The following is a 12,031-nucleotide window of genomic DNA, read 5'->3' on the forward strand; positions in this document are numbered from 1 at the left end:
GTAAATCTCCGTATTTATAGTGCAAATGACGACAATGCCCGAAGGAGAGGAGGATGCAGGTTTTAAGAAGTGAATAAGAAATATTCTGAATTGAAGGAGGAAAAGGTCAAAATGATGAAAAAATGGAAATCAGGAATTTCCATGCTGATGGCAGCAGCCATGATTATGGGGAATATGACTTTGGCTGTGCCTGTCATGGCAGAACCGACTGCAGGTATGCTTGTAAACGGAGGATTTTAAGAAGATGATCTAAACGGCTGGACAAAAAACGGCTGGTGCACCGATGGCGGAGCCAGCATGGAGAGAGTTGGAAGTAATGTGATCCAGCCGGCAGAGGGCAGTTATTGTCTGAGAGAGGAAGCAAAAGGAAACGGGTCTCAGGTCACACAGGACATTGCCCTGACACCGGGGAAGGATTACTGGCTCACGGCCCAGATTTACCAGACTACCGCCAATTCCTATTCTATAGGATTCCATGAGAATGAAGGAAAGGGAAGCGACCCGCAGTTTGCCGTAAAGTCCCGCAGCGAAGTGGGCGAGTGGGTTCAAGTTGCCGTGCGCTTTACTATGTGGGAAAATGCCCAGAAGCCCAATGTTTATACATGGCTGAACGCAGGGGCAGGCACTGCATATGCAGACGATGTAAATCTGTATGAGGCACCGGATTTATCTGCACTTGAGGCAGCACTTGCGGATGCAGAGGAAAAACTGGGACAGACGGATATCTACACGGCTGAGTCACTGGGAGTGCTTCAGAATAAGGCAGAGGAATCCAGGACTTACACAGATATCTATTCTTACGATGCGGCCCAGAAGACACAGGAGGAAGTAAATTCCATTACGGGAGAACTGGAAGCCGCTGTTGCCGGCCTGGAGAAACAGCAGGGTCAGCAGGAGGAGACAAACCTTCTGGCAAACGGTGACTTTTCAGACGGACTGAACGGATGGGGAATCTGGCCGGAAAATGCTGAGATCACCATCCATGAGGAAGAGGGCGGCTTCTACAGCTCCTTTGACGCCGGCAAAGCGGCAAACGGAATCAACCGGAATGTGGACGGTCTGGAGCCGGAGGCTTGGTATAAACTCAGCGGAGAAGTATATGCTGACACTGCACAGGCCATTTCTATTGCCCAGAAAAAGCCTCAGACAGACAGTGGAGATAAGTCTTTTGCAGTAAATGCAAAAACAGGGGAGTGGGAGACCATATCCGTTACCTTCCAGATGCCTGCAGGCCAGACTTCCAAAAACATCAGTGTCTGGTTAGAGAAGGGAACCGCTAAAGCCAGGAATATCAGGCTTGTAAAAACAGACGGCCCGGAGAATCCGGACAATCCGGATAATTCGGGAGATGACTCCCTGATCACCAGCAGTGATACCTTCTATATAGATGCCGGGAACGGAGATGACGCTGCTACAGGAACCTCCCCGGAACAGGCATGGAAAACCTTTGAAAATGTAAAGCGGCTCCGCCTTCAGGCAGGCGGCAGACTCCTTTTAAAGGCCGGCTGTACATGGAACGGCGAGCAGCTTAAGCTTCAGGAGGCAGCAGGAACCCAGGACAACCCTATTTATGTAGACAGATACGGGGAGGGTGCCAATCCTGTTATCAACGGCAATGGAAACCCATGGCAGACCAACAAAAACGCGCCGAAACAGGATGTGGCAGCAGTTCATATCTACAATTCCCAATACACCACTGTCCAGAACCTGGAAGTGACCAACACGGAAGCGGATGCAGCGGACCTTGTGAACGACAATGCCAAAAAGAAACAGAGCCAGTACCTGCTCACAGGTGTCCTTGTGGAGAACCACGATGGGGGAGACCTTCCGGGCGTTGTTGTGAAGAATAATTATGTACATGATGTCAACGGTTACATGCAGGGTGGTGCCCAGAAGGGTTCAGGCGGTTTGATCGCCCTTGTGACAGGAGATAAGGTAGAGTCCAAATTCACAGATCTTACAATTGTCGGAAATAAGGTAGAAAATGTCTGCCACGAAGCCATTTATATGGAAAGCTCCTGGGCATCCAGAGTATTGGTAGGCGGCAGCGGCGCACAGGATGCGGGAAAAGGAAAATGGGTCGGATCGCCGAATGTATATGTGGCAGAGAACTATGTCTATGACGTGGCCGGTGACGGTATTGTGCTTATCAACGCAGACGGCGGTATCGCAGAGAAAAATCTTGTGGTGAAAAGTGCCAGTGAGGACTGGGACTACAGCAGAAATCCCGCCCATGCAGCAATCTGGATGTGGGACTGCAACAATGTGACCATGCAGTATAATGAAGCGGCCCATACAGAGAGTTATCAGGATGGTATGGCCTTTGACTTCGATTACGGCAATCAGAACGTAATGTACCAGTACAATTACAGCCACGACAACAAGGGCGGATTCTGGATGGCCTGCCCGGGACCTTATTATACGGTAAATGCGGTTGCCCGATACAATGTCAGTGTCAATGACGGTCTGTTTGACAGCGCGCGTATCATGCGTATCGGTGAGAAAGGCAGTATTGGCAACCAGGTCTACAACAACACCATTTACTGGGATCACGGCTATAAGGTTAATGCTGTGGAACAGGCAACCTGGGGAACCGCGCCTTCCAGCGGTACAGATATCTACAACAATATTATCTGCGGAGACAGTGATACCTTTGTGAATAATGAGGGAGTAAATTACAGCAATAACTGTATTTACGGCACTATTGCGGATGTGTATCCAAAGGATGAGGACGCAGGCGTTATCATTGCTGACCCGCAGTTTGAAAATCCTGAAAACTATACGGACGGAAGCTTTGCTGACGGAACTGTAACCCTGGGAAGCGCCGAGGGCTTTAAACTAAAATCAACATCACCCTGTATTGATGCGGGCAGCGATTACATGGACCCGCCCCAGGAATCTCTGAAAGCGGTGGAAAATGAACTGGTTCCTACGCAGATCACTATAGAAAACAAAGACTATGCCGGAAACCCTGCTCCGTACACAGATGGAGAGAACCGGGGGCTGGTAGATCTGGGGGCTTTTGAGTATCAGGGCAAGAGTACGGCTGAGAGGCCACAGGTGGACAAAACCTATCTGCAAGCTCTGACAGCCATGGCGGAGGCATATGATAAAAATGCTTATGATGCCGCCACATTTGCTGAGATGGAGAAGGCACTGTCAGCAGCCAAAACAGCCATGGACCGACCGCTTGCTACACAGGAGATGATCGACAGTTATGCCAAGAACCTGGAGCAGGCAATACAGGCATTGATCAGGAAGGATGACATTAAGGAGAACGATGCTGAGACGGCTGACAATATTCTGGAATCTTATAATCCGGAAAACAGTAATGGGGATTTTGAGTCCGGAGACGTGGGAGACTGGGGAGAGTGGCAGAGTACCGTATCTGTTGTAAAAGGGGATGCCCACAGCGGTGAGCACAGCCTGAAAGTTGACCAAAAAAATGCCGGAGAGACCGCATACTCTGAACTGGGCGGGATTCCCGTAACACCGAACACGGAATATATTCTGGAGGCATGGATCAAATGCAGTGCATCGGACACCGGCAAGGTTGCCATTGAAGCAAAACACCATAACAGAGTGACAGGATCCGGCGACATTAAGCTGGGCAATGCCCATCCGGAGTCTCTCACAAGAGCAGGAGAGTGGAGAAAAGCAAGCTTTGCATTCACTACCAAGGGTTATGACAAGATCAGTATCAGCATTAACAGTGACCTGGCAACAGTACAGATGGATGATGTAAAACTGTACGAGAGATATACCGTGACCAAAGAGAATTTGGATACATCTGCTCTGGATGAAGCTTTGGCCCTTGTTCCAAAGGAGGAGGAATCCTACTATACGGAAGAATCCTGGAACGCATACCAGGATGCTGTTCTGGCAGCCAAGCTTGAGAAAGTGAATGCGGACGCAACGCAGGATACGGTTAACAAAGCAGCGGAAACATTGAAAAAGGCCTATGAAGCTCTGGCAAAGAAGAGTGAGAAACCGGTGGTGGATAAAAAAGGTCTGCAGGAACTTTATGACTTGCATAAAGATGACGTGCAGGGGAACTTTACAGATAAGACCTGGGAAGATTTCCGAAATGCTTTGAAGAATGCAGAGACAGTTCTCGGAGATGAAACTGCGGACCAGGACAAAATAGAACAGGCAAAGAAACTGCTTGAAGATGCAATTGCAGCGCTGGAGGAGAAAACAGAAGGGAAGGCAGATAAGGCCGCTCTGGAGAAACTGTTTAACGCCCATAAAGATGACAAGCAGGGGAATTTTACGGACAAGACCTGGAAAGATTTCCAGGATGCGTTAAAGAATGCCGATGCTGTTCTGAAAGATGATACCGCGGACCAGAAAAAGGTAGACAAGGCAAAGGAAAACCTGGAAGCAGCCATTGCCGCTTTGAAGGAGAATCCTAAGTCTGAAACAGACAAAAGCGCTCTGGGAAAATTATACAATGCCCACAAAAATGACAAACAGAACAACTATACAGATGAAACCTGGAGGATCTTTGCCGACGCCCTGAAAAACGCGGAGACAATATTGAACGATGACTCCGCCACCCAGGAGGAGATCAACAAAGCGGCGTCCGATTTAAGTGCAGCACTATCGGGACTGAAGGAGAAAGGTGCGGACAAGAGCGCTCTGCAAAAACTTTATGACAAACATAAAGATGACAAGCAGGGAAGTTATACGGGTGCCTCCTGGAAACAGTTCCAAAAAGCACTGGAAACGGCAGCATCGGTATTAGAAGACGACAAAGCATCGCAGTCTGAAGTGAACAAAGCAAAAGACAGCCTGGAAAAGGCAATTAAAAACCTGAAGAAAAAAACAGGTACACCGGGTACCACAAAGAAAAAGCCATCTTCCACATCAGGGACCAAGACGGCCAAGAGTGCCAAGACAGGTGATGAATCTCCGCTTGCACTTTTAGCAGGACTTCTGGTATTATCAGGAGGTACAGCAGTAATTTTAGGAAAGAAACGTAAATACCAAAAGTAAGTGGGAAGTATGGGGGCTGTTCTTGGCAGCCCCCATTTTCAGGAGTGACGAATGCGGAAAAAATATATTGTTGACGCTGTTTTTGCCATAGTCCTTTTGCTCCTGGCCGGGCTGGTTTTTTATATCAGGTTTCAGAAGCCGGAAGAACTGCGCACTGTAATGGAGATAAACGGGCAGGATGTGGCAAAAGAGGAATACCAGTCAGAGATAAAGCAGCTTCAGGCACAGGTAAAAAGCCGCTATTCCACAGATGAGGCAAACCGGAAAGATTTTTGGACAACCCCCATAGACGGTGAGACGCCACTGGCGGTTATCATGAACCTGGCAAAGGAAGACCTGATATACAAGAAGACACTTTCATCCATGGCTAAGGATAATGGGATACAGGCAGATATGGACTACAGTGCCATAAAATCCTCCATGGAGGAAGAAAATGCCTCCCGTTCAAGGAAAGGAACTTCCGGTGAGGTGACTTATGGCTTGTCTTCCTACACGGAAGAGTCCTATTACCAATATGCATATTCTGAACTGGAAGCTGAATTAATGGAGAAGCTGAAAAAAGAACAGACACTTTCCAAGGAGGAGCTGCAAACAGCCTACCGTGAACGTCAGGATGAGTATCGCTATGATACAGGGGTGAAAATGCTTGTGGCGGAAACCAAAGCAGAGAACGCAGCAGAGCTTCAGGAGGCAGCAGAAGCCATAAGAGCAGAAAGCAGCCGGGAAGAACTTGAGGAGGATTATCCCCAAATCAGCTTTTATGAGCTGGAGATGAATAGTCTTGATACCCAGGAGGGAAAAAGCGGGGTCTACAGTATGCGCTGGATGCTGGCGTCATCCATGCAGAAGGGAGAAATAAGCGAACCCTTCACAGCAGGCGGAAATAACCTTATTATGAAATGCCTGGAAAGAGTGGAAAACGGGGTCTTGCCTTTTGAGCAGACAGAGGGAATCCTGAAGAGCCGAATCCAGACTGAGAGAGCGGAGCAGGCAATTCAGGAGCAGGTAAAAAAAGCGGAAATAAAAGAAAAAAGCAAAAAGCTGGAAGAAGCGGCCAAAGAGGTTCTTTTACAGTGACAAACATATGGAAGTATCCCGGAAAGTCCCATTTATACAGGGCTGTTCCGGGATTTTTTGCGTTTCGTGAATAACAAACATTTAAGGCCGATTTTACTTTCCTTTGAAGACGAATCTTTGGTCACAGCAGTATACTTGTCCTGTAATCAATGATCACACTTTATTCCAAGGAGGAAACATGATGAGAAAAAGAATTACAACTGCTATATTAACAGCAGCTATGTGCATGGCAATGCCGCTGACTGCTTTTGCAGCAGAAGAGACCACATCCCAGAACCAGGAGATCAGCGCCGTACTCACGGCTGACCCTTCTTACACAGTGACCATACCTGCTTCCGTTTCTATGGGAAATGAAGGTGCAGCGGTGGAGGTGACAGCCGAAAATGTGGAGAACCTTCCGGAGGGCAAAAAGATTTCCGTGACAATTGCAGGGACCAGTGCTTATAGAAATCAGATGGTCCTTGAGGGGGATACCTCACCGAATACCTCCATCCGCTACCAGATCATCAATGAAGCCGGGGAGACCATTGAGACAACAGGGGGCAAAGATGAGGCAAACGGCAGAGAGGTTGTGGCGTTTACCGGAAGTGAGACAAAGCAGTACACAGTCAAACCGGTGATCGCCGGAAGGTTTGAATATGGCGTGGCTTATACGGGAAGCATAACATTTGGGATTCAGCTTGCGGACAGTTAAAATACAGCCTTTGCCATGTGCAGCAGGAAAGGAATTAACATGATAAGAAAAGGTAAGCTGATGTTTATCCTTGCGCTCTCGGTACTGCTTGTGTGTGCACCGGTTCGTGTTTTGGCATCTTCCAGCAGTCTTCATCTCTACACGGAAAAGGATACGGAGAGTAAGGAAAAAGATACGGCAAAAACGTCCGCGGCGGCTGCTGCCAAAACGGGGGATGACAGACAGATATTGGTCCTGCTGCTGACCTGTGCGGCTGCGGGAGGTGCCGTGCTCTTATTGGTCTGGACCCGAGAAAAAGCGCAGGATCCTATTGAAAAAGATTAAAGGAAGAGGAATATGCAGAATAGAGGAAATACAAAAAAAGCAGTGTTTGCTGCAGTGGGGATCGGTCTGACAGTGATCCTCGCGGTATCTTTTCTCCTGTTTCACGGAAAGGAAGCTCCGGATAACGGAAATGGCAGGGGGCTTGTGGTTTCGGCCGACGCGTCCGACTGGGATAAGAACCTGGAGGACAGGTCAGGCGAGGCGTCAGGGATCAAAATACCGGGGTACGGAGAACTGACAATAGGTAAGGACGCAGGGGAATTTCAGATGAGTCTTGTGAATCCCGAAGGAAATCCCTGCTACTTTAAGTATACACTGGAGATACCGGAGATATCAAAGGTACTTTATGATTCGGATCTGATCGAGCCCGGCAAGGCCATAACAAAGTTTACGGTTGAGAATCTGCCGGAAAAGGGGGATTATGATCTATATATCAACATTAGTACATATTCTCTGGATGACAGTCTGGAATCTATGAACGGAGCGCAGGTGAAGACTATTCTGCATGTGGTGTAGTGTTTGGAAAGAGGAGGAGAAAGTCATGACAAGAGGGAGAAAAATAATGACAGCAGTTTTGACAGGGGCAATGTGCACTGCTTTTCCAATGGCAGCCCTGGCAGACAGCACATCTGTGACAAATCTCACATTATTTGAATCAGCGGAGCCGGCCTACACCGTCACGGTCCCGGAGACGGTTGAGGTAGCGGCAAAAGGGAGCACAGACGTGAAGGTTACGGCTGAAGAGATAAAAAATCTGCCGGAGGATAAAAAGATATCGGTTACTCTGGCAAAAGGAAACGGTGTGTTCGGCAGACTGTACCTGACAGCCGAAGATCCGGAGAACCCGGAAGGAAAACAATTGACCCTGACCTTATACGTGACGGGAACCGACGGGGAACCCAAAATGGGGGCTTTGGAAAACCAGATCAAGGGAATGGAGCTGGCTGCATTTACAGAAAACGGAAGCCAGGATTACCAGCTCTCCGTAGCTCCAAGTCTGACCCCGGTAAAAGGCGCACAGTACAGCGGATACATTGTTTACGGTGTGGAACTGAAGGATAGATAAAATTTAATCAAGTTTTATGAAGAAAAAGCTTGACAATACTTGTCCTGCATGATATTTTAATACAGGAATAGCTGCCGAAGACAGCAGGTGCCGTTAGGCATAAGGATAAAACGCCTGCCGAGGAAAGATTCATTCTTGCAATTATTAGGATTGATGAAGCCTCTCTGTCTATGCAGAGAGGTTTTTTTCGTACTAATCGTTGAAGTACCTTTCGATATATGTGCAGCGCAGCCTAAAAAAATAAGGAGGTGCACTAATTCATGGCAAAAGTAGAACTCAAAAAACCGGTCGTAGACGAGATTGCCAACAGTATTAAAGATGCCGCATCCGTAGTGTTAGTAAGCTACAAAGGTATCACTGTTGAGCAGGATACAAAAATGCGTAAGGAATTAAGAGAAGCTGGTGTTACTTACAAAGTATACAAAAACACAATGATGAACTTTGCTTTCAAAGGAACTCCTTGTGAAGAGTTATGCCAGCATTTAGAGGGAACAAACGCTTTAGCAGTATGTATGGAAGATGCAACTGCTCCGGCAAGAATCCTTGCAAAATATGCAAAGGAAGTTCCGACTCTGGAATTAGTAGCAGGTGTTGTGGAAGACGCTTACTACGACAAGGCAGGAATCGAGGCACTTTCCAAAGTTCCTTCAAGAGAAGAACTGCTTGGAAAACTGCTTGGAAGTATCCAGTCTCCTATCACAAACTTTGCTCGTGTGCTTAACCAGATTGCTGAACAGCAGAGCGGTGCAGCAGCAGAGTAAGCTAATACACTGACAAAGTCAGATGTACTATCAAATGAAAATAAAACAAAAAATTGGAGGTAAATAAAAATGGCAAAATTAACAACAGCTGAATTTATTGAAGCGATCAAAGAGTTATCTGTATTAGAATTAAATGAATTAGTAAAAGCTTGCGAAGAAGAGTTCGGTGTATCCGCAGCAGCAGGCGTTGTAGTTGCAGCAGCAGGTGATGGTGCAGCAGCAGCAGAAGAGAAAGATGAGTTTGACGTAGAACTGACAGAAGTTGGTCCTAACAAAGTTAAAGTTATCAAAGTTGTTCGTGAAGTTACCGGCTTAGGCTTAAAAGAAGCTAAAGAAGTTGTTGACGGTGCTCCGAAAGTCCTCAAAGAGGCTGCTTCCAAAGCAGAGGCTGAAGAGATCAAAACAAAACTTGAAGGCGAAGGCGCTAAAGTTACACTTAAATAATTTAAGCGTAAATACTTTGTGTTTTCAAGGTAGATAAGGTATAATGAACATTCGTTACACACTTGTTTACACATCTTACAATAAAAATTATATTATTTTAGCCCCGGTATCTATATGGTACCGGGGTTTTTAATTAACGATGGCAGCATGTTCTGTGTTGCTGGAAATTTACAAAACAAAAGCAACCGGGGGAGCCGAAAGCCTCTGCAAACCTATTAAATTTTAGGATCGGACACGGTATGTCCGGTAGTAAAATACGGCATTTCTCACTCTGTGTCGTGTTATATGCAGCGTTCCCGGACTATACTAACGTTGAAAGGAGGAACAAGGAATTGGACCAGAAAAAGATAGGGAGTTTTTTTAAAATGCTCCGTAAAGAAAAAGGGCTTACCCAGGAGCAGTTAGCGGAACATTTTAATGTCACCGGAAGAACCGTTTCGCGATGGGAGACAGGGAACAATATGCCTGATTTGGATATCCTTGTGGAAATGGCAGATTATTATGATGTGGATCTGAGGGAACTGCTTGACGGAGAAAGGAAGAGTGAGAAGATGAATAAAGATTTAGAAGAAACTGTATTGAAGGTTGCGGATTATAGCAATGATGAGAAAATGAGGCTGATGAAAAAACTGCATATTTTCTCCTGGATTGGCGTATTGTGTTTTATAGTTTTTATAATTCTGGAGGGCATGGGTCTGGCCGAGAGCGGAGCCGCGGAAAATATTGCGTCACTCTGTGCCGGTATATCTTTCGGAATGCTTATCATAGCTGTGATCTATACAAGCAAATATATCTCAAAGATCAAATTATTTAAAAAAAGAGTTTTCCAACACAGATAATTTAAATATGCATGATCACATCGTGAATGTGCAGGATACAGTGGGGATTCCCTCCGGGAGGGAGGAAGCCCTTGTTAAATAAAAGACCGATGGTACCAGGGGAAAAGAACCTGATGCTATGGGTCTTTTGTCAGTTATGTCAAAAAAACTGCGAGAACTTAAAAAAAATTGTGTAAGTGTTGGCGCGCGAACAGGTATAGTTTTCCAGGCGTGTTATACTTTTAACTATCTAAAGGAAACGGGGTGAGCAGCATAGGAACAGAAAAACCCAGGCTGGTTTTCTGGGGCAGCCAGGCATTTGCCATGATGCCGTTCGGGCTGTACATATTGATAGGCGGAATATTTTCAGTGGGGCTTCATTATTATTCAATGAAAGGGTTGATCTTCGCAGCGGTCATTTCCCTTCTGGCAGGTTTCTTTCTCTGCAGGAACAAAGGAAAATACTGGGACTCCATTGTTCACGGGCTGGCACAGTACGGGAATTCAAGGCTAATATTTATCTTCCTGATCATCGGCATATTTTCCAAACTGATGATGACCGGAAAGATTGGAGACGGGTTCATCTGGCTCAGCCTTCAACTGGGGATCACAAAGAGTGGGTTTGTGGTCTTCGCGTTTCTGGCTTCAGCCATAATCTCTATGGGGGCTGGGGCACCTATAGCGGCATTGTTTGCAGTGATTCCGATCTTTTATCCGCCCGGGATCCTTATGGGTGCCAATCCGGCCATGCTGAGCGGTGCACTGATCAGCGGTATTTTCTTCGGGGATGCGCTGTCTCCAAGCTCCCAGGTGATCAACACCACAGTGATGACACAGCATGAACAGGGAACGGGAAGGCCTGCACAGCTTCTTTCCACCCTGAGATCGAGGACACCTTATATTCTGGCAGCAGGGGCAGCCACAATGGTTCTGTATTTTATATTTGGAGCCGGGCAGGGAACCATGGGAGATATGGCGGAGCTGTCCAAGTTTTCCGATGTGAGAGGGCTATGGATGCTGGTTCCGGTTGCGGTGCTTCTCTTTATCTGTTTTAAGACGGGAAATCTGTTTGAGGGGCTTTCCTTTGCAATCGTCACAGGGCTTGTGGTCGGACTGCTTACCGGACTGTTCACATTCTCCGATATTGTGAGCATTGACTATGAGACAGCAGGCCTGAAGGGGATCATCTTTGAAGGGATTTACGGGATCATTGATGTGGCGGTATCCACCATCCTGCTTTATGGACTGATCGCCGTGGCGGTGGACGGTGGAATGCTGGAAAAATGCTGCAGTTATATTCTTTCCGGCAAATTTACCAGGACAAAACGGGGCGCCGAGGCAGTCCTGACCGCAGGGATAGTCATTATCAATATACTGCTGGCCGGATGTGTGCTGCCGTCCATCCTCATGTTCGGGGACATGGCAGACAGGATCGGGCAGGAAAGCGGTATCCCGCCGGAACGCAGGAGCATTCTTTTGACAGCGAACGCAACCAACTTCAGTGCGATCATACCTATTAACAGTGCGTTTGTTATGGGAAGTGTGACGATCATCAATGAGATGGTGCAGAACCACAGTTATCTGCCCACGGTGACGCCGTTTCAGATTTTCCTCTGTTCCTTTTACTGCCTGATCTTAACTGCGATCTGTATCTTCTGGGTGGTTTCGGGAGTGGGCAGAGAATGCCGGGATAAAACCGAAAAAAAAGTGAAAGGCCGGATATAGACAGAACAGCAGATAGAGAACCGGTTACAGAAAATGGGACATAAGAAACGAGATTAAGTCAAAGGTGTAAAAACAAAGAAATCAAACATAGAGATCAACCAAAGAAATCAAACAAAGAGAGCAA

At 46.9% G+C, this 12,031-nt stretch carries 11 protein-coding genes, 1 pseudogene and 1 other annotated feature; all 12 genes and pseudogenes read left to right on the forward strand.

Going from position 1 to position 12,031, the window contains the following annotated elements:
* Positions 1 to 111: 111 nt before the first annotated feature.
* The gene (locus C6P39_RS28155) at positions 112 to 240 is read left to right on the forward strand and encodes a hypothetical protein (protein WP_278277967.1); all 129 of its coding nucleotides are present in this window, start codon (positions 112 to 114) and stop codon (positions 238 to 240) included.
* 39 nt (positions 241 to 279) lie between these two features.
* A pseudogene (locus C6P39_RS10735) lies at positions 280 to 3,699 on the forward strand (carbohydrate binding domain-containing protein); the annotation flags it as partial.
* Positions 3,700 to 3,732: 33 nt separating this feature from the next.
* On the forward strand, positions 3,733 to 4,998 hold the full coding sequence (locus C6P39_RS28270) for a sortase B protein-sorting domain-containing protein (protein WP_330407143.1): 1,266 nt from the start codon (positions 3,733 to 3,735) through the stop codon (positions 4,996 to 4,998).
* 51 nt (positions 4,999 to 5,049) lie between these two features.
* Positions 5,050 to 6,075 carry a foldase protein PrsA gene (locus tag C6P39_RS10740; RefSeq protein ID WP_104803779.1) on the forward strand — a complete coding sequence of 342 codons (1,026 nt, stop codon included), beginning with the start codon at positions 5,050 to 5,052 and terminating at the stop codon, positions 6,073 to 6,075.
* Positions 6,076 to 6,253: 178 nt separating this feature from the next.
* Positions 6,254 to 6,769 carry a hypothetical protein gene (locus C6P39_RS10745; RefSeq protein ID WP_158661531.1) on the forward strand — a complete coding sequence of 172 codons (516 nt, stop codon included), beginning with the start codon at positions 6,254 to 6,256 and terminating at the stop codon, positions 6,767 to 6,769.
* Between the two features lie 39 nt (positions 6,770 to 6,808).
* Positions 6,809 to 7,093, forward strand: coding sequence for a hypothetical protein (locus C6P39_RS10750; RefSeq protein WP_104803781.1), 285 nt, complete (start codon positions 6,809 to 6,811; stop codon positions 7,091 to 7,093).
* Between the two features lie 12 nt (positions 7,094 to 7,105).
* On the forward strand, positions 7,106 to 7,609 hold the full coding sequence (locus C6P39_RS10755) for a hypothetical protein (RefSeq protein WP_104803782.1): 504 nt from the start codon (positions 7,106 to 7,108) through the stop codon (positions 7,607 to 7,609).
* A gap of 25 nt (positions 7,610 to 7,634) precedes the next feature.
* Positions 7,635 to 8,159: a hypothetical protein gene (locus C6P39_RS10760; RefSeq protein ID WP_104803783.1), complete on the forward strand. Its 525-nt coding sequence runs from the start codon at positions 7,635 to 7,637 to the stop codon at positions 8,157 to 8,159.
* Positions 8,160 to 8,215: 56 nt separating this feature from the next.
* Positions 8,216 to 8,356 (forward strand) — a sequence feature (ribosomal protein L10 leader region).
* Positions 8,357 to 8,419: 63 nt separating this feature from the next.
* The gene (gene rplJ / locus C6P39_RS10765; RefSeq protein WP_095174972.1) at positions 8,420 to 8,920 is read left to right on the forward strand and encodes a 50S ribosomal protein L10; all 501 of its coding nucleotides are present in this window, start codon (positions 8,420 to 8,422) and stop codon (positions 8,918 to 8,920) included.
* 69 nt (positions 8,921 to 8,989) lie between these two features.
* Positions 8,990 to 9,364 carry a 50S ribosomal protein L7/L12 gene (rplL, locus tag C6P39_RS10770; RefSeq protein ID WP_018596966.1) on the forward strand — a complete coding sequence of 125 codons (375 nt, stop codon included), beginning with the start codon at positions 8,990 to 8,992 and terminating at the stop codon, positions 9,362 to 9,364.
* Between the two features lie 332 nt (positions 9,365 to 9,696).
* The gene (locus C6P39_RS10775) at positions 9,697 to 10,203 is read left to right on the forward strand and encodes a helix-turn-helix domain-containing protein (RefSeq protein WP_104803784.1); all 507 of its coding nucleotides are present in this window, start codon (positions 9,697 to 9,699) and stop codon (positions 10,201 to 10,203) included.
* Between the two features lie 303 nt (positions 10,204 to 10,506).
* On the forward strand, positions 10,507 to 11,907 hold the full coding sequence (locus C6P39_RS10780; RefSeq protein ID WP_408608521.1) for a hypothetical protein: 1,401 nt from the start codon (positions 10,507 to 10,509) through the stop codon (positions 11,905 to 11,907).
* Positions 11,908 to 12,031: the final 124 nt, after the last annotated feature.

The sequence above is a fragment of the Blautia marasmi genome (assembly GCF_900258535.1).
In the GTDB taxonomy this organism is placed as follows: domain Bacteria; phylum Bacillota; class Clostridia; order Lachnospirales; family Lachnospiraceae; genus Blautia; species Blautia hominis.